Raw genomic sequence first — 16,421 nt, 5'->3', positions numbered from 1 at the left:
GGCAGGGTCGGGTCGAGGCGGAGGTCCATCGGCGTCGCGCCCGCATGGTCGCCCCGTCCCCGGATGCGCACGTCGGCGTGGACGTAGCCGGCGATCGCGCTGACGATCCCGATGCGGTTGCCCGTGTCCTGCAGCACGCGCGCCTGCTCGATGTGCATCTCGATCCAGCCCGTCAGGTCGTCCAGCACGCGCCCGCACTCGCGCCACCGCGCGGGCTCGTAGCCCGCATCCTCCGCGTGCTCCCAGAAGCTCCGGCCGTCGTCGACGGCGAGGAACGTCTCGCGCAGCTCCTCCTCGGTGACCCGTTCGAGCATGATCCGGCTGCCCAGGAGCATCTGGCCGAAGCCGGAGCCCTCCTCCTCGAGGAACGAGATCAGTTGCAGCGGCAGGTCGAGCCCGAGCTCGGCGTTCAGCCGGCAGACCTCGAGTGCCGTGACGACGCCCATCGTCCCGTCGTAACGGCCGCCGTTCCGGTTCGAGTCGCAGTGCGAGCCGATGCCGAACACCGGCTCGCCGGCGGGGCGGTTGCGGGCCACGAGCGTCCCGACGGGGTCCTCGTAGACGTCGAAGTCGAGCGCCTCGAGCGCGCCGGTGAAGTGGTCGAGCGTCCTGCGGTAGGGCTCCGTGTACGCGTACCGCCGGATCGCCTCGTCCGAGAGCGTGAAGTCGGGGCCGGAGAGCGTGTCGATCTCGGCCGCGATTCGGTCGGCGCTGCGTGCGCGGTCGACCACGAGGCCGACTCTAGTATGGCCCGGACGTGGACGACGAATGGCCGCCGCGCGAGGCCAGGGTGCAGGCCGCGCTCTGGGAGGGCGAGAGGCTGCTCGAGCGCCGGGCGTACCTCGCGGCGGCGGACGCGCTGGCCGGAGTGTTCGGCATCGCCGGGGAGCGCGAGGAGCTCGTGAAGGGGCTCCACCACCTCGCCGCGGCCGGCTACCGGGCGCAGATCGGCGAGGCCGATCGCGCGCGACGGCAGCTCGGGCGCGCGCGGCGCCGACTCGCGGCGTTCCCGGACGCTGCGCCTCTCGTCGCGCTCGTCGAGCGGGACATAGAATCGGCCGATGGAGAGCTGGCGCCACCGTAAGACGCTGATCCTCGGGCGCTCGGACATGGTGGGCCTGCTCGCCCCGTCCGAGTACGTGGACTGCGTCGAGCACGCCTTCCGCATGCACGGCCTCGGGCGCGTCTACATGGAGCCGAAGGGCCACATCGTGCTCGACCGCTATCAGGGCGAGTGGGAGGTGATGCCGTCCTGGATCGAGGAGCCCGAGGCGGCGGCCTGCAAGTGGGTGTCGATCCGCGAGAACAACGCGGCGTACGACCTGCCCGCCGTCTTCTCCATCCTCGTCTACACGCACCCCGAGACCGGGTTCCCGCTCGCGATCTGCGACGGCTCCCACCACACCCTGATGCGCACCGGGGCTTCCGCCGCGGTGTCCGCCAAGTGGCTCGCGCGGCCCGACTCCACGGTGCTCGCGATCGCGGGCACCGGCAGCGTGGCCGACGGGACGCTCGCGACGTGCGACACGGTGTTCGGCTGGTCGGAGGTGCGCGTCTGGAGCAGGACGCAGGAGTCGCTCGAGCGCTTTCTCGCCGAGCAGCAGCCCCGCTATCCACATCTGCGCATCATCGGCTCCACCGACCTCGAGACCGTCGTCCGCGGCGCCGACGTCGTCGTGACCGGGACGCACGCGCGCGGCTGGATCGTCGACGACGCGTGGATCGCGCCGGGCACGCACCTCGCGGCGCTCGGCGCCGACCTCGAGGGCGAGCAGGAGCTCCATCCGGCGATCCTCCAGCGGGGGCGGGTGTTCGTCGACGACATCCGCCAATGCATTCCCGACGGCGAGATCAACGTCCCGCTCCGCGAGGGGCTGATCTCGGAGGACGACATCGCAGGCGAGATCGGCAAGGTGATCTGCGGCGAGCTCGAGGGCCGCCAGAGCGACGATCAGGTCACGGTGTTCGACTCGACCGGCATCGCGCTGCAGGACTCCGCCACCGTGCCGCTCGAGGTCGAGCGCGCCTTCGCTGCCGGCGTCGGCATCGAGAAGAAGATGATCTCGACCTGATGGTCGCGGCGGTCTTCGAGGCGGAGCTCGACTCCGGCCAGGCAGCCGACCTCGCGCGGCTGATGGACGAAGGCCGGCCGACGAGGCCGGAGGGGGTCCTCACGGCGACCCTCCTCTACGACGGCTCCCGCGCCCGCCTCGTTGCGGTGTGGAAGAGCCGTGACGCGCTCGAGCGGTACCTCGCCACCGCGGACGTCCCCCGCGGCGCGGAGCTGATGCGCAAGGTCGGCGCCGAGCCGACGATGTCGGTCGTCGACGTGCTGGAGCACGCGTGACGGACGTCGAGCAGATCCGCCTCGACCCGGATCCGTACGAGCCCTTCAGGCTCTCGCAGGGCTTCCGCGTCGGCGACCTCGTGATCGTCTCCGGTCAGGCGGCCATCGACCAGGACGGGCACATCGTGGGCGTGGGCGACTTCGACGCGCAGGCGGAGCAGGTCTTCCGCAACCTGACGCGGGTGCTCGAGGCCGCCGGGTCGGGGCTCGACCGCGTCGTGAAGGTGACGATCTACCTGACGGACATGGGGAACTTCCCGAAGATCGTCGAGCTCCGTGGAAAGTGGTTCACGGCTCCGTACCCGGCAGACACGATCGTCGAGGTCTCGTCGCTGGCCCTGCCCGGGCTCGAGATCGAGATCGAGGCGATCGCCGTCACGGGCTAGGCGTTCCGGCTCAGACCCCGTCGAACACCTCGAGCGGGATGAGCGCGGAGACGAGGGGGTACGGGACGTCCACCACCTGCGACAGGTGCAGGTCGACGCAGGCGGAGCAGAGGCAGTACGCGGCAGGCCGCGACAGGCCATGCTCTGCCTCGAGCCAGTCGATCATCGCAAGGAGCGCGTTCCGCGCTGCGACCGTCAGGTCCATCGCGTCGTCGACCGGAATGCCGGTGGTGGCGAAGGCCGGCCCGCGCGATGCTCCGGGCGTCCGGTACGCGGGGAACTGCGGTGCCCAGGGTTGCGCGGCGAGGATCTCGCAACGCAGGCGGACGGCGGCCTCGATCTCGATCCCCGTGCCGCACACCTCGCCGTCGCCCTGCGCGAAGTGGACGTCTCCAACGGAGAGGAGCGCGCCCGGCACCTGGACGGGGAGGAGCAGCGTCGCTCCGGCGACGAGGCGCCGGATGTCGAGGTTGCCGCCCGTCTCGCGCGGAGGGATCGTCCGCAGACCGGACGCCGCGGTCTGCGGCAAGGCCGCCTCCGGCAGGGGGTCCGCCACAGGGCCGCCGGACGCACGGATGCGCTCCTCGCGGGCGCGCTGGGCCTCCATCAGCTCGGCGGAGGGGGCGACGCCGACAACCCCGGCATGCGGACATGCCGGAACGGCCACGCCGGGAAGCTCGTGGGACCGGGCGTGGCTGCCGTCGAGCTCCCAGCGCACGAGGAACGGCTCGACGAAGATGTCTGCGAGGAGCCCGAAGCCCGGGATCACCGCGTTGACCCCGAAGCCCGGCGTCTCGTAGCCGAGGAGCTCGACCGCTAGGACGTCGCCGGGCTCGGCGCCGTCGACGAACACGGGCCCCGTGAGCGGGTGGGCGAGGCCCAGGTCGAGCGTGGCGCAGTCGGCGTCGGTGCTGTCGCGCGTGAGCTGCCCGTCGAGGCCGTCCCGCGTCTCGAGCACGATCTCGCGCCCCGGCTCGACGACCGCGACCGGCTCGAGCGCCGGGTGCCAGCGGTTGTGCGCCGACGACGCACCGACTCTCACAGGAGCTCTCCGATCCGTCGCGCCGCCGCCGTCGCGGCTTCCACGTCCTCCGGGGACCAGCGGCGCGGCGCGCCGAGCTGGTGGACGGAGACGATCGCGACGAGCCGTCCGCCGGAGACGACCGGCGTCACGATCTGGGCGGCGAGACCGCCGTAGGTCGCGAGCATCGCCTGGAAGCCGGCGTCGTCGTGCGCCGACCGGCAGTCGTGCTGCACGACCTGTCGGCCGCGTGCGAGCTCCTGGACGACCGGCTGCCGCCGCAGGTCGACGGTCCTCTCGTCGCGGAGCGAGCCGACGCCCGGTGCGAGAGCCTCCTCGACGACCGGGAACGCGTAGTCGCCGGGGTCGTCGCGCCGTAGCGTGACCCGGCTCGCGCCGGTCGCGTCGAGCAGCTCGGCGAGAACGTCCGCCGCTGCCGTCGTCGGCTCGGAAGCGGTCGTGGCGGCTCCTACGAGCGTGGGACGAGCGGCTCGCCGGCGAGCAGGCGCTCGAGGCCGCCCATGCCCCAGTGGGTGCGTCCGTCCTCGGCGAGGAGCGACGGCACGCCGGACACGCCGGCCGCTTCGGCCTCGGCGCGGATCGAGCGCAAGGTTCCCTGGAGCTCCGGGTCGTAGGCGGCCGACACGGCATCGGCCGGGTCGAGCCCGGAACGCTCGGCGGCCCGCGCGATCTCGCGGTCGGTCGCGATGTCCTCGCCCTCGCAGAAGAACGCCTCGTAGAGCGCATGCTTGAACTCCCGCAGGCGCCCTTCGCTCCCGGCCCACAGGCAGGCAGCGAGCGGCAGGGTCGATCGGGGCTGGTAGCGCGGAAGGTGGATCTCGATCCCGCGCGCCTGCGCGCGGGCGTAGACGTACGTCGTCCAGTCGACGCGCAAGTGGTCGCCGCGCGGCTCCAGGAGCGGCTTCGGGGCCGGTCGGAGCTCGAACGGGAGCCACTCGATCTCCACGAGCTGCTCGTCCTCCGCCCGCTCCATCGCGTGCGTCTCCATGTACGAGTACGGGCAGACCACGTCGTAGTAGAAGCGGACTCGTTCCATGCGTGGGTCGCAGTATGCTCGACCCGTGCCCGCCGACGGGGTCCGAAAGGTCGTCACGCTCGTCGAGGACGTCCACGTCGAGGGTGGTCGGTCGGTGACGCCGCCGACGAGGATGGTGGCCGTCGGCGCCGTCGTGGCGAATCCCCTCGCCGGCGACTTCGTCGAGGATCTCTCGCCGCTGATCGATGCCTACTGCGAGCCGCTCGGCGCGCTGCTCACCGGGCGCGCGCTCGACCTGCTCGCCGCGCCGGCGCAGGGGTTCGGCAAGGGGGCGCTCGTCGGCCTCGACGGCGACGTCGAGCACGGCTCGGCGATCATCCACAACCTGCGCTTCGGCAACCACGTGCGCGACGCGGTCGGCGGCTCGGCGCTCCTTCCCGCCGCCGAGAAGCGCGGCGCCGCGGGGGCGACGCTCGACCTGGCCGTGAAGCACATCGACGACCAGACGGTGCGCTCGCACCACCAGACGCTCGAGGTGCGCATCGGCGACGCGCCGCGCGCCGACGAGATCGTGGTGTGGGTCGTGCTCGCGAGAAGCGGCCGCCCGCATGCCCGTCTTCGCGCGTTCGGCAGCGAGCTCGAGACATAGCTCTCGTGACGCGGGTCGGGTTCATCGGCATCGGGACGATGGGCCGCCCGATGGCGAGCCGCCTGCTCGCCGCCGGTCACGAGGTGATCGCGTGCGACGTCGACCCTCGACGCGCCGAGGCGCTCGGCACGCACATCGCCGGGACCCCCGGGGAGGCGGCCGAGGGCGCCGCGGTGGTGATCACGTCGCTCCCGTCGCCCGAGGCCGTGGAGGACGTCGTGCTCGGGCCCGGCGGCGTCGCGTCCGCCGCGTCGCGGGGAGCGCTGCTCCTCGAGATGTCGACGAGCCCGCCTGCGCTCGCGCGCCGTCTCGCCGCGCGCCTCGAGGGCAGGCTCGACGTGCTCGACGCACCGGTGAGCGGCGGGCCGCAGGGCGCCGAGGCCGGGACCCTGACGGTCATGGTCGGCGGCCCGGCGGCCACGTTCGCGCGGGCGGAGCCTCTTCTCCGGGCGCTCGGCCGCCATGTGGTGCACGTCGGCGACCACGGCGCGGGCCAGGCCGCGAAGCTCTGCAACAACCTCGTCGCGGGGACGACCATGGCGGCCCTGGGTGAGGCCTGCGCGATCGCCGTGCGGGAGGGGCTCGATCCGGCCACGCTCTACGCCCTCCTCACCGCCTCGACGGGCGACTCCCGGGTGCTTCGCACGCGGTATCCCCTCGCCGGCGCGGACGCCGCGCATCCCGCCTCGGGCGAATATGCGCCGCTGTTCGCGCTCGACCTGATCGAGAAGGACCTCGCCCTCGCCCTGCGGCTCGCCGCCGAGCACGGCGTCGAGGCGCCCGTCGCCGCCGCCGCCCGAACCGCGTACCAGGCGGCGCAGGAGGCCGGTCTCGGAGGGCTCGACTACTCGGCCGTCTACCTCGTCCCGTCGCGGGGGCGTGTTCCCGAGGAACGCTCCGCGAAGCCGGAGTAGGCTCGCGTCATCCATCCGAAGGAGGATCCCATGGCAGACCCCGAGCTGGTTCCCGAGGCGATCCACGAGCAGGACGGTCTCAAGGTCTCGAAGAGCCCCTGGGGCGAGGACGACGAGATCGGGCGCCTGAACTGGGTCACGAAGGAGTCGACGGCGGCGATCCTCGACCATCTCGACGGCCGCCACGTCTTCGACCTGAACGTCGACTACTTCATCGGGATGCCGTCGTGGGTGGCGGCGGGCGACCCGCCGTACGGCATCTGGATGACGCACACGCCGCAGGGATCGGTGAACGACGACCTGTCGGGCGTCGGCAGCGAGGTGCACGAGGCCTACTCGTACTGCGGCGACTCGATCCATCTGTACACGCACTGCGGCACGCACATCGACACGCTCAACCACCTCGGCTTCTACGGGACCTTCTGGAACGGCTGGACGGCGGACAAGGACCTCGGGAGCCGCATCTGGACGAAGGGAGGCCTCGACAAGTACCCGCCCGTCATCTCGCGCGGCGTCATGCTCGACGTCGTGGGCACGCTCGGCGGCGACGTGCTCCCCGACGGGTACGCGATCACGCCGAAGGACCTTCAGGACACGATCGCGAAGCAGGGAGTCGAGCTTCGCAAGGGCGACGTCGTGCTCGTGCGCACGGGCCGGATGAACGTCTGGCCCGACTTCGACGGGTACCTGAAGAACACGCCCGGGATCGGCCTCGAGGCCGCCAAGTGGCTCTGCGAGGAGGTCGGTGCGATGTGCATCGCGGGCGACACGATCGCCCTCGAGGTGCTCCCCTCCGAGGAGGAGAAGGTCTTCCTCCCGGTGCACGCGTACATGTTCGCGACCGCGGGTGCGCAGATCATCGAGGTCGTCGACATGAACGAGCTCGCCGCCGAGAAGCAGTACGAGTTCGCGTTCCTCGGCCTCCCGCTCAAGCTGCGCGGGGCGACGGGCGCGCCGATGCCCTCCTACGCGGTGCCGCTGCGCAGCTGACGCGGCTGCGGCGCGGCCGGCGCTACGACGTTCCGTCGAGCGCCTCGACGTAGCGCTCGAGCGCGTGCTGCATCGCGCGGCACCGCTCGAGCTCGTGCTCGAGCCGCCGGATCTCGGGCTCCGGCCCCGCGTCGTCTTCGTCCGCCGTGTCCTCGAGCTCCTCGTCCTCTAGCGGCTCGTCGTCAGGCCCGTCGCCGTCGGCCGTCCCCAGCGCCTCGCGGACGCGGCTCGCGTCGTCAGGCGTCATCCGTGCGAACACGAGCGCGTCGACGTGGGCCCCTTCGGCTTCGAGCACGACCTCCCGCAGCTGGGAGTCGAGCGCCTGCTCGCGCTCGCGCTCGAAGGCGAGGGCCTCGAGCGCCTGTGCGCGCCGCCCCTCGCGTGCGATCGCAGCGCGGTCCACGCGGCAAGGATAATCGCGCTGTGAGCCGCGCCACGCGATCGCCCGGCGCCGTGCTCGTCGGGGCGTCCGCGGCGCAGACGTCGGTCTCGCTCGTCAACTTCGGCCTTCCCTCGATCGGCCCGCAGCTGAGCGACACGCTCGACATGAGCCTCTTCTGGCTGGGCGCCGTCCTCGCCTCGGGGCTGCTCGGGGCCGGCATGGCGCTGATCGCGGCAGGGAGCGCGGTCGACCGGATGGGAGCGCGGCGGGCGATGCTGATCGGGACCGCGATCGCGACGACCGGGCTCGTCGCCGCAGCCTTCATGCCGTCGCCGCAGACGCTCTTCGCGGCGCTCCTCGTGTTCGGGCTCGGGTCGGCGGTGATCCCCGTCGCCGGCACCGGCGCGCTGTTCGCCGTGTACCCGCCGGCGCGGCGCGGGTGGGCGCTCGGGATCCGCCAGACGGCGGTTCCTCTCGGGGGGACGATCGCCGCGGTGACGTACCCGGGCCTCTTCGCGGTCGGGGGCGTCGAGCTGACGATGCTCGGCTCGGCCCTCGTAGTCGCCGCCACGGGCGTCGCCTTCGCGATCGTCGCGGGTGACGACCGGAGGCCCGCGGAGAGCCGGATCGAGAGGCCGTTCCGCACGATCCTCGCCGCTCCCGGCCTGCGCCGGCTGCTCGCGGTGGCGGCCTGTTACATCATCGTGCTCCAGGCGCTCCTGGCGTACATCGTTCCGGCCGTGCGCGCGGCCGGGCACTCGCAGTTGACCGCCGCCGTCGCGTACTTCGGGATCAACGTGGCCGCCATGGTGGCGCGCATCGTGTGGGGAACGATCGCCGACCGCAACGGCGGCTCCCGGCGGGTGCGGACGCTCGTCGAGGTCGGTCTTCTCGCGGCCGGCGGGGCGGTGGTCTTCGCGGCAGCGCTGCACGGCGGCGGCGCGATCGTCGTCGCCGCCGCGGTCCTCTTCGGGCTCGGCGCCCTGGGGTGGAACGCGCTCGTGTACGTCAGCGCCGGCGAGCGCGTCGACGCCTCGCTCGCCGGGCGGTCGGTCGCGGTCGCGGCGACGGTCGTCTTCGTCCTCTCGGGCATCGCCACGCCCGCGCTCGGCGCCGTCGCGGACGAGGCGGGATGGGATGCGTTGTGGATCACGACCGCGCTGATCGCGCTGCTCGGCGCGGTGCTCGCGACGCGGCTCGGCGAGGTCTCGACGCTGGCTCGGGCACGCCCGGATCCGTGATCCACGCTCGCATTCAGGCTGGTTGCATATTGTATGGTCGCGCCGGTGAGCATCTTCGAGGCCCAGACGCCGCTGTCCCGCACCGCGGCGGCGGCAGCCGCCGATCTCATCCGGCAGGCGATCGTCGACGGCCGCGTGCCACCGGGCCATCGCCTCAAGGAGGAGGAGCTCGCGCAGCAGCTCGGGATCAGCCGCACGCCGGTCCGAGAGGCGCTGCTCGTGCTCCAGTCCGAGGGCCTCGTCGAGGCCGCGCCGAACCGCGGCGCGACCGTTCGGGCGTACGACACCGCCGACCTCGAGGAGATGTACGAGCTGCGGGCGCTGCTCGAGGGCCACGCCGCCGGACGCGCGGCGTCGCGCGTCACCCCCGACCAGCTGGCGCAGCTGCGGGAGAGCTGCACGCGGTTCGAGGGCCTGCTCGACGGCGGGGACGTCCAGGCGCTCGTGCTCGAGAACGCCGTCTTCCACGAGACGATCCTCGAGGCCACCTCCAGCGAGCGCCTGAGGGCGATGGTGCGCCAGGTGATCGCGCTGCCGCTCGTCTACAAGTCCTACGTCTGGTACTCGCCCGCGCAGGCCTCCGCCTCGTATCACTGCCACCTGCAGCTCGTGAAGGCGCTCGAGCGCGGCGACGCGCAGCGGGCCGAGCTCGTGATGCGCGAGCACGTCTACGAGGCGCGCGACGTCCTCGTCGCCCACGTCGGCGCCTCGGCGGCCCCGGACGCCGGAGACGCCACGTGAACGCCGGGCAATCCGCGGCGAACGGGGGCGGGCCGCTCGCGGGCCTGCGGGTGATCGAGCTCGGCTCGTTGCTGGCGGGGCCGTTCACGGGACGGCTGCTCGGTGACCTCGGCGCGGAGATCCTCAAGGTCGAGGCGCCCGGCAAGCCCGACCCGATCCGTGAGTGGGGCAAGGCGCGCTACGAGGGACGGTCGCTCTGGTGGCCCGTCCAGTCGCGGAACAAGAAGTGCATCACGCTCGACCTCGGCGCGGCGCGCGGACAGGAGCTCCTGTTGCGCCTCGTGGAGCACGCCGACGTGGTGACCGAGAACTTCCGACCGGGGACGCTCGAGCGGTGGGGCCTCGGCTACGAGCGCCTGAGCGAGGTCAACCCGCGTCTCATCCTCGCCCGGGTGTCCGGCTACGGGCAGACCGGGCCCTATGCCGAACGGGCCGGATTCGCGTCGGTTGCCGAGGCGATGGGTGGGATGCGCTACCTGAACGGCTTTCCCGACGAGCCTCCGCCCCGGATGCACCTGTCGCTCGGGGACTCGCTCGCGGGAATGTTCGCCGCGCAGGGGATCCTCGCGGCGCTCTACTGGCGCGACGTGGCCGGCGGCGGCGTCGGACAGGTGGTCGACGTCTCTCTGATGGAGGCGTCGTTCGCGATGCTCGAGAGCACGGTGCCCGAGTACGACCGGCTCGGGATCGTGCGGGGGCCCCAGGGGACGAACCTCAAGGGGATCGCCCCCTCGAACATCTTCAAGTCGCGCGACGACAAGTGGATCGTGATCGCGGCGAACGCCGACAACGTCTTCCGGCGGTTGTGCGCCGCGATCGACCGGCCGGAGCTCGCGGACGACGAACGGTTCGCGACGCACCTCGCGCGCGGCGACAACCAGGAGGAGATCGAGGGGATCGTGGCCGACTGGGCGCGGCTGCACGACGCCTCGGAGATCGATCGCGTCCTCAACGAGGCGGGTGTCATCTGTGGCCCGATCTACACGATCGCCGACATCTTCGAGGACCCGCAGTTCAGGGCCCGGGAGATGCTCCTGGAGCACGTCGACCCGGAGTTCGGACCGTACATCGGGCCCGGGATCGTCCCGAAGCTCAGCCGGACACCCGGCTCGGTGCGCTGGTCGGCGACGTGGGAGCAGGGGAGCCACAACGAGGAGGTCTACGGCGGCCTGCTCGGCCTCAGCGAGGACGAGCAGTCGGCGCTGCACGAGGAGGGCGTGATCTGAGCGCGGTCACCGTTTGCGACGTCGGGCCGCGCGACGGGCTTCAGAACGACGCGGTGATCCTCGAGCCCGCCGTGCGGGCCGAGCTCGTCGACCGGCTTGCCGCCGCGGGCCTCCCGCGGATCGAGGCGGTCAGCTTCGTCAATCCCGCGCGCGTGCCGCAGATGGCCGGCGCCGAGGACGTCGTCGCAGGGATCGAGCCGCGAGCGGACGTCACGTACGCGGGCCTCGTCCTGAACGAGCGCGGCTACGAGCGGTTCGCGACGACGAGCCTGACGGAGGTCCACTACGCGTTCGCCGTCAGCGAGGAGTTCAACCGGCGGAACGCCGGCGCGTCGGCGGAGGAGTCGGCCGTGGCCGGCGAGCGGGTCGCCGCACGCGCGAAGGCGGATGGCCACCGCGTCACGGTGACCCTCGGGACGTCGTTCGGATGCCCGTTCGAGGGCGCGGTCGACCCGGGCCGCGTGCTCGCCCTGGCCGCGCGCTTCGCGGAGCTTGTCGACGAGGTCGTGTTCGCCGACACCGTCGGCGTCGGCGTCCCGCGCCAGGTCCGTCACCTCGTGTCGGAAGGCGCGAAGCTCGGCGTCCCGGTCGGCGTCCACTTCCACAACACCCGGAGCACGGGCTACGCGAACGCGCTCGTCGCGCTCGAGGCCGGGGCGACCGTGTTCGACGCGTCGATCGGAGGCATCGGCGGCTGCCCGTTCGCGCCGCGCGCCACCGGGAACACCGCGACGGAGGACCTCGTCTACCTGCTCCACGGCGAGGGGGTCGAGACGGGGATCGACCTCGAGGCGCTGATCCAGGTGGCCGCATGGCTCGAGGAGCGCCTCGGGCGGCCGCTGGAGGGGCAGGTCTACAAGGCCGGTGCGTTCGCGCCGGCCATGGCTCACTGACGACGGAGGAGAGGATGGCATTCAGGCTCGGAGTCGACGTGGGAGGGACGTTCACCGACCTCTTCCTCGTCGGGGACAACGGCGCCGGCACGCAGTACCGCGTGAAGACGCCGTCCACCCCGGCGGACCCCTCGGAGGGCGTGCTCGTCGGCGTGCGCAGGATCTGCGAGGAGTCGGGAGTCGCAGTCGGCGACCTTCGCAACATCCTGCACGGGACGACGGTCGCGACGAACGCCGTGCTCGAGTCGAAAGGCGCCCGAGTCGGCCTGATCACGACGCAGGGCTTCGCGCAGATCCTCCACCTCGCCCGCTCGCAGACACCCGGCCCGTTGGCGGGCTGGATCATCATGATCAAGCCCGACCCGCCCGCCTCGCTCGCCGACACGCGTGAGGCGGTGGAGCGGATGGGGCCGCGCGGCGAGACCGTCGTCGCGGTCGACGAGGAGCAGGTCGAGTCGATCGTCCGCGACCTCGTCGAGTCGGGCGTCGAGTCGCTCACCGTCGGCCTGATCAACTCGTACGTGAACCCGGCCCACGAGGAGAAGATCGGCGAGATCGTCGAGCGCCTCTATCCGGGGTTTCCGGTGACCCTGTCGTCCCACGTCCTCCCTGAGTTCCGCGAGTACGAGCGGACGCTCACCGCGTGCATGAACTCGTACGTGCGGCCGAAGGTGGCGACGTACATCCAGACGCTCGAGCAGGAGCTGAACGGGATCGGCGCAACCGCCGACGTCAACATCCTCCGCTCCGACGCGGGCCTGATGACGACCGCGGAGGCGACGCGGAACCCGATCTACGGCATCCTCTCGGGGCCGTCGGGCGGGGTCGCCGGCGCGCTCTACGTGGCACGCAAGGCAGGGTTCGACGACATCCTCGCCTTCGACATGGGCGGCACCTCGACCGACGTGGCGCTCTGTCAGAACGGTGAGCCGACGATCGGCCGCGAGACGTCGATCAGCCACTTCCGCATCAAGGTGCCGTCGGTCAACGTCCACACGGTGGGAGCAGGGGGCGGCTCGATCGCGCACGTGCCCGAGCTGACCAAGGCGCTTCGCGTGGGACCGCAGTCCGCGGGCGCCGACCCCGGGCCTGCCTCGTACGGCCGCGGCGGCGCCGAGCCGACCGTGACCGACGCGAACGTCGTCCTGGGCCACCTCCCCCCGAGCCTGCTCGGCGGCGAGATGACGCTCGACGTCGCGGCCGCCCGGACGGCGGTGCAGACGATCGCCGACGCGATGGGCCTCGGGTCGCTCGAGGAGGCCGCGGAGGGGATCGTCGCGATCGTGAACGAGAACATGGCGGGCGCGCTGCGCCTCGTCTCGGTCCAGCGCGGGCACGACCCGCGAGACTTCGCGCTCGTCGCCTACGGCGGCGCCGGCCCGCTCCACGCGAACGCCGTCGCCGAGATCATGGGCTCGTTTCCGGTGCTCGTCCCGCCGGCCCCCGGTCTTTTGTGCGCGATCGGCGACCTCGTGGCGGACTTCCGGGACGAGTTCGCCCAGACGTACATCCGGGTGCTCGGCGATGCCGATCCGGGCGAGGTCGGGTCGATCCTCGAGGCGCTCGGCGAGCGCGCACGCGCGTGGCTCGACGCCGAGGGCATCCCGGAGGACGCGCGCTCGATCACCTACACGGCCGACATGCGCTACCACCGGCAGGGGTACGAGATCCCGGTCGCGATCGACCCGGACGAGGTCCGCGGCGGGCTCGACGCGCTCGAGGAGCGGTTCAACCTGCTCCACGAGCAGCTCTACGGGTTCCGGATGCCGGGCACCGCGTCGGAGATCGTCAACCTTCGCGCGATCGGCTCGGGGGCGGTTCCGAAGCCGGAGCTTCCCGTCGGGGTGCTCGGCGAGGCCGACGCGTCAGGGGCGGTGGCCGAGGAGCACGAGATCGTCTTCAGGGGCGAGCGGTTGCCGACGAAGATCTACGACCGGGCGAAGCTCGCTCCCGGGAACCGATTCGACGGGCCTGCGATCGTGACCGAGTTCGACTCCACGACCGTCGTCCTCCCGGGGTACGCCGCCGAGGTCGACGTCAACTTCAACATCCTCATCAACCCGAAGGCGTAGGGGAGACGATGGCCACCATCACCACGGACAAGCCGCAGATCGCCGAGATCCCGACCGGGGTCGAGATCGACCCCGTCACGCTCGACATCATCGAAGGGGCGCTCAAGAGCGCGCGCTACGAGATGGACGCCGTCCTCTTCCGCTCCGCGATGAGCCCCGTGATCCGGGAACAGCACGACGAGTTCCCGATGATCACCGACCCACGCGGCCGCATGGTCGTCGGCCAGTTCGGCGCCTACATCAACGAGATGATGGAGGAGTGGGACCGCGGGGTCTTCCCGGGCGACGTGATCCTCACCTCCGACCCGTTCAAGTGCTCGGCGTCGATCTCGCACACGAACGACTGGCTCGTGCTCGTGCCGATCTTCTACGAGGACGAGCTCGTCGGCTGGTCGTCGCAGTTCGGGCACCAGATGGACGCCGGCGGGCCGCTTCCCGGCTCGCTGCCGACCGGGGCGAAGACGATCTTCGAGGAGGGGATCATCATCCCGCCCGTCAAGCTGATCGAGCGCGGCGAGGTGCAGGAGGACGTCCTGCGCCTGATCCTCAACAACGTCCGCAACCCGGAGATGAACCGCGCCGACCTGTTCGCGATCGTCGCGGGCTGCCGCGCGGGCGAGAAGCGCGTGATGGAGCTCTGCGACCGGTTCGGCAAGGAGACCTACCTCGCGGCGCTCCAGGCGCTCCTCGACCGCACCTACAACGCGATGAAGTTCCTCATCTCCGTCGCGATCCCCGAGGAGCCGCAGACGTTCGTCGACTACATCGACGACGACGGGCTCGGCAACGGCCCGTACAAGATGCAGCTGACGATCTGGCGGGAGGGCGAGCACGCCTTCTTCGACTGGTCGGGCACCGATCCCCAGGCCCTCGGCCCGATCAACTTCTACCTCTCAGAGGGCATGTTCAAGATGTTCATCGGGATCTACCTGATCATGGTCAACGATCCCCAGATCCTCTTCAACGACGGCTTCTACCCGCTGCTCCACGTCGTGATGCCGGAGGGATCGCTGCTGCGGCCGCGCTACCCGGCCGCGCTCGGCTGCCGCACGCACGCGCTCGCGCGGCAGTTCGACGTGCTCGGCGGGGCGCTCTGCAAGAACGCGCCCGAGCTCAACACGGCCGCCGGCTACGGCACGAGCCCCTACATGCTCTACTCGGGCTGGGAGGAGAGCGGGGACTTCTTCTACTCGATGGAGATCCTCTACGGCGGCATCCCCGGGAGGCCGATCGGCGACGGGATGGACGGCCACTCGTGGTGGCCGCTGTTCGAGAACATCCCGACCGAGTACCTCGAGGCGTACTACCCGCTGCGGATCGACGGCTACACGACCGTCACCGACTCGGGCGGGCCCGGCCTGCACCGGGGCGGGAACGGCGTCGAGAAGCGCTACGTGTACCTCGAGCCGGGCGAGGTCTCGATCCACGACGACCGCTGGCTGACCCGGCCGTGGGGCGTCCTCGGCGGGCTGCCCGGCGCCCGCTCGACGAAGCTGCTCAAGCGCGCCGACGGCACAGAGCAGGCGCTGCCGTCGAAGTGCGACAACGTCGTCGTCGAGCCCGGCGACATGCTCGTCTACCGGACGGCGGGCGGCGGCGGCTGGAAGGACCGGCTCGACCGTCCCGCCGAGCTCGTCGCGCGCGACGTCTCCTTCGGGCTCGTCAGCCGCGAATGGGCGAAAGAGGGCTACGGCGTCGTCCTCGCCGACGACGGCGCCGTCGACGAGGCGGCGACGGAGGCCGAGCGCGAGCGGCAGCGGTCGGCGCGAGGCGAGGCGCCCGCGTTCGACTTCGGGCCCGAGCTCGACGACGTGATCGCCCGCTGCAAGGAGGAGACCGGCCTCGACGCGCCGACGCCCGCGACGCCGCTGCGGTGGTCGCCGCTCGAGCCGGCGGAGGACGCGCTCGCACGCGTCCGGGCGGGCGACGACGTATGACTCACGACGGATGACGATGCACCACGAGGGGTTCCACGGGCGCGCCGGCTTCGGCCGGCGGCCCGCCCTCGTGGTCGTCGACGTCAATCGCGGTTTCACCGACCCCGCCTCGCCGCTCGTCTGCGAGCTCGACGGCGTCGTCGCCGCCATCTCGCAGCTGCTCGCCGCGTTCCGCGCAGCGAAGCTGCCTGTGGCCTACACGACGGTTGCCTACGACGAGGCCGGCAAGCGGGCCGCGGAGGCGTTCATCGAGAAGATTCCCGCGCTGCTCACCCTCGAGGCGGGCAGCGGCTTCGAGGAGATCGACCCCCGGATCGCGCCGGCGCCCGGCGAGCCTGTGCTGACGAAGCTCTGGGCGTCCGCGTTCCACGGCACCCCGTTCGACAGCTTCCTCACTGCGAACGGCTGCGACTCGCTCGTCGTCACCGGGGCGTCCACCTCGGGGTGCATCCGCGCGACCGCGGTGGACGCTCTCCAGCACGGGTACCGCGTGCTCGTCCCTCGTGACGCCGTGGGCGATCGCAATCGCGCCGCACACGAGGCGAACCTCTACGACATCGATACGAAGTACGGTGACGTGGTGACCACCGCCGACGTGCTCGCCGGAATCGAGGCCCCGCCGTGA

At 71.7% G+C, this 16,421-nt stretch carries 18 protein-coding genes and 1 pseudogene; 14 read left to right on the top strand and 5 right to left on the bottom strand.

Going from position 1 to position 16,421, the window contains the following annotated elements; all coding sequences use genetic code 11:
* Nucleotides 1–731, bottom strand: a pseudogene (locus tag VNM44_RS00525) (hypothetical protein); the annotation flags it as partial.
* 26 nt (nucleotides 732–757) lie between these two features.
* Between VNM44_RS00525 and VNM44_RS00520 the strand changes: the two are divergent.
* From VNM44_RS00520 to VNM44_RS00505, 4 genes are read left to right on the top strand one after another with little or no spacing between them, the layout of a single operon-like run.
* Nucleotides 758–1,084: a hypothetical protein gene (locus tag VNM44_RS00520; protein ID WP_325621438.1), complete on the top strand. Its 327-nt coding sequence runs from the start codon at nucleotides 758–760 to the stop codon at nucleotides 1,082–1,084.
* The gene (locus VNM44_RS00515; protein ID WP_325621436.1) at nucleotides 1,062–2,072 is read left to right on the top strand and encodes a hypothetical protein; all 1,011 of its coding nucleotides are present in this window, start codon (nucleotides 1,062–1,064) and stop codon (nucleotides 2,070–2,072) included. Before VNM44_RS00520 ends, VNM44_RS00515 begins: the two co-directional genes overlap by 23 nt.
* Nucleotides 2,072–2,347: a hypothetical protein gene (locus VNM44_RS00510; RefSeq protein WP_325621434.1), complete on the top strand. Its 276-nt coding sequence runs from the start codon at nucleotides 2,072–2,074 to the stop codon at nucleotides 2,345–2,347. Before VNM44_RS00515 ends, VNM44_RS00510 begins: the two co-directional genes overlap by 1 nt.
* Entirely contained in the window at nucleotides 2,344–2,733 is a 390-nt protein-coding gene (locus VNM44_RS00505; protein WP_325621432.1) for a RidA family protein, read from the top strand. Before VNM44_RS00510 ends, VNM44_RS00505 begins: the two co-directional genes overlap by 4 nt.
* 10 nt (nucleotides 2,734–2,743) lie before the next feature.
* On the opposite strand, the gene VNM44_RS00500 is transcribed toward VNM44_RS00505, so the two are convergent.
* Genes VNM44_RS00500 through VNM44_RS00490 form a run of 3 tightly spaced genes read right to left on the bottom strand, consistent with a single transcriptional unit; the run spans nucleotide 2,744 to nucleotide 4,811 of the window.
* Nucleotides 2,744–3,775 carry an acetamidase/formamidase family protein gene (locus VNM44_RS00500; protein ID WP_325621430.1) on the bottom strand — a complete coding sequence of 344 codons (1,032 nt, stop codon included), beginning with the start codon at nucleotides 3,773–3,775 and terminating at the stop codon, nucleotides 2,744–2,746.
* The gene (locus VNM44_RS00495) at nucleotides 3,772–4,167 is read right to left on the bottom strand and encodes a GAF domain-containing protein (protein ID WP_325621440.1); all 396 of its coding nucleotides are present in this window, start codon (nucleotides 4,165–4,167) and stop codon (nucleotides 3,772–3,774) included. Before VNM44_RS00495 ends, VNM44_RS00500 begins: the two co-directional genes overlap by 4 nt.
* Before the next feature lie 56 nt (nucleotides 4,168–4,223).
* The gene (locus VNM44_RS00490; protein WP_325621427.1) at nucleotides 4,224–4,811 is read right to left on the bottom strand and encodes a DsbA family protein; all 588 of its coding nucleotides are present in this window, start codon (nucleotides 4,809–4,811) and stop codon (nucleotides 4,224–4,226) included.
* Between the two features lie 25 nt (nucleotides 4,812–4,836).
* Here VNM44_RS00490 and VNM44_RS00485 point away from each other — a divergent pair, with 25 nt between their 5' ends.
* Genes VNM44_RS00485 through VNM44_RS00475 form a run of 3 tightly spaced genes read left to right on the top strand, consistent with a single transcriptional unit; the run spans nucleotide 4,837 to nucleotide 7,304 of the window.
* Entirely contained in the window at nucleotides 4,837–5,400 is a 564-nt protein-coding gene (locus VNM44_RS00485) for an amino acid synthesis family protein (RefSeq protein ID WP_325621426.1), read from the top strand.
* Nucleotides 5,401–5,405: 5 nt separating this feature from the next.
* Entirely contained in the window at nucleotides 5,406–6,314 is a 909-nt protein-coding gene (locus tag VNM44_RS00480; protein ID WP_325621424.1) for an NAD(P)-dependent oxidoreductase, read from the top strand.
* A 30-nt stretch (nucleotides 6,315–6,344) separates the two neighbouring features.
* Complete coding sequence (locus VNM44_RS00475; RefSeq protein ID WP_325621422.1) at nucleotides 6,345–7,304, top strand: cyclase family protein; 960 nt, start codon at nucleotides 6,345–6,347, stop codon at nucleotides 7,302–7,304.
* A 22-nt stretch (nucleotides 7,305–7,326) separates the two neighbouring features.
* Here the strand turns inward: VNM44_RS00475 and VNM44_RS00470 are convergent, their stop codons facing one another.
* The gene (locus VNM44_RS00470; protein WP_325621420.1) at nucleotides 7,327–7,707 is read right to left on the bottom strand and encodes a hypothetical protein; all 381 of its coding nucleotides are present in this window, start codon (nucleotides 7,705–7,707) and stop codon (nucleotides 7,327–7,329) included.
* A gap of 20 nt (nucleotides 7,708–7,727) precedes the next feature.
* Between VNM44_RS00470 and VNM44_RS00465 the strand changes: the two genes are divergently transcribed.
* The 7 genes from VNM44_RS00465 to VNM44_RS00435 are packed head-to-tail and all read left to right on the top strand — an operon-like array spanning nucleotide 7,728 to nucleotide 16,421.
* Nucleotides 7,728–8,927 carry an MFS transporter gene (locus tag VNM44_RS00465; protein WP_325621418.1) on the top strand — a complete coding sequence of 400 codons (1,200 nt, stop codon included), beginning with the start codon at nucleotides 7,728–7,730 and terminating at the stop codon, nucleotides 8,925–8,927.
* A gap of 45 nt (nucleotides 8,928–8,972) precedes the next feature.
* Nucleotides 8,973–9,668 carry a GntR family transcriptional regulator gene (locus tag VNM44_RS00460; protein ID WP_325621416.1) on the top strand — a complete coding sequence of 232 codons (696 nt, stop codon included), beginning with the start codon at nucleotides 8,973–8,975 and terminating at the stop codon, nucleotides 9,666–9,668.
* Complete coding sequence (locus VNM44_RS00455) at nucleotides 9,665–10,894, top strand: CoA transferase (protein ID WP_325621414.1); 1,230 nt, start codon at nucleotides 9,665–9,667, stop codon at nucleotides 10,892–10,894. The genes VNM44_RS00460 and VNM44_RS00455 overlap by 4 nt, the downstream gene beginning before the upstream one ends.
* Nucleotides 10,891–11,787, top strand: a complete 897-nt coding sequence (locus VNM44_RS00450) for a hydroxymethylglutaryl-CoA lyase (protein WP_349257991.1) — start codon at nucleotides 10,891–10,893, stop codon at nucleotides 11,785–11,787. The genes VNM44_RS00455 and VNM44_RS00450 overlap by 4 nt, the downstream gene beginning before the upstream one ends.
* A 14-nt stretch (nucleotides 11,788–11,801) precedes the next feature.
* Nucleotides 11,802–13,859 carry a hydantoinase/oxoprolinase family protein gene (locus tag VNM44_RS00445; RefSeq protein WP_325621410.1) on the top strand — a complete coding sequence of 686 codons (2,058 nt, stop codon included), beginning with the start codon at nucleotides 11,802–11,804 and terminating at the stop codon, nucleotides 13,857–13,859.
* Between the two features lie 8 nt (nucleotides 13,860–13,867).
* Complete coding sequence (locus tag VNM44_RS00440) at nucleotides 13,868–15,796, top strand: hydantoinase B/oxoprolinase family protein (RefSeq protein WP_325621408.1); 1,929 nt, start codon at nucleotides 13,868–13,870, stop codon at nucleotides 15,794–15,796.
* 10 nt (nucleotides 15,797–15,806) lie between these two features.
* The gene (locus tag VNM44_RS00435) at nucleotides 15,807–16,421 is read left to right on the top strand and encodes an isochorismatase family protein (protein WP_325621406.1); all 615 of its coding nucleotides are present in this window, start codon (nucleotides 15,807–15,809) and stop codon (nucleotides 16,419–16,421) included.

This window comes from Gaiella sp. (assembly GCF_035558935.1).
Lineage (GTDB): Bacteria > Actinomycetota > Thermoleophilia > Gaiellales > Gaiellaceae > Gaiella.
This window is presented reverse-complemented; position numbering and strand designations above follow the sequence as displayed.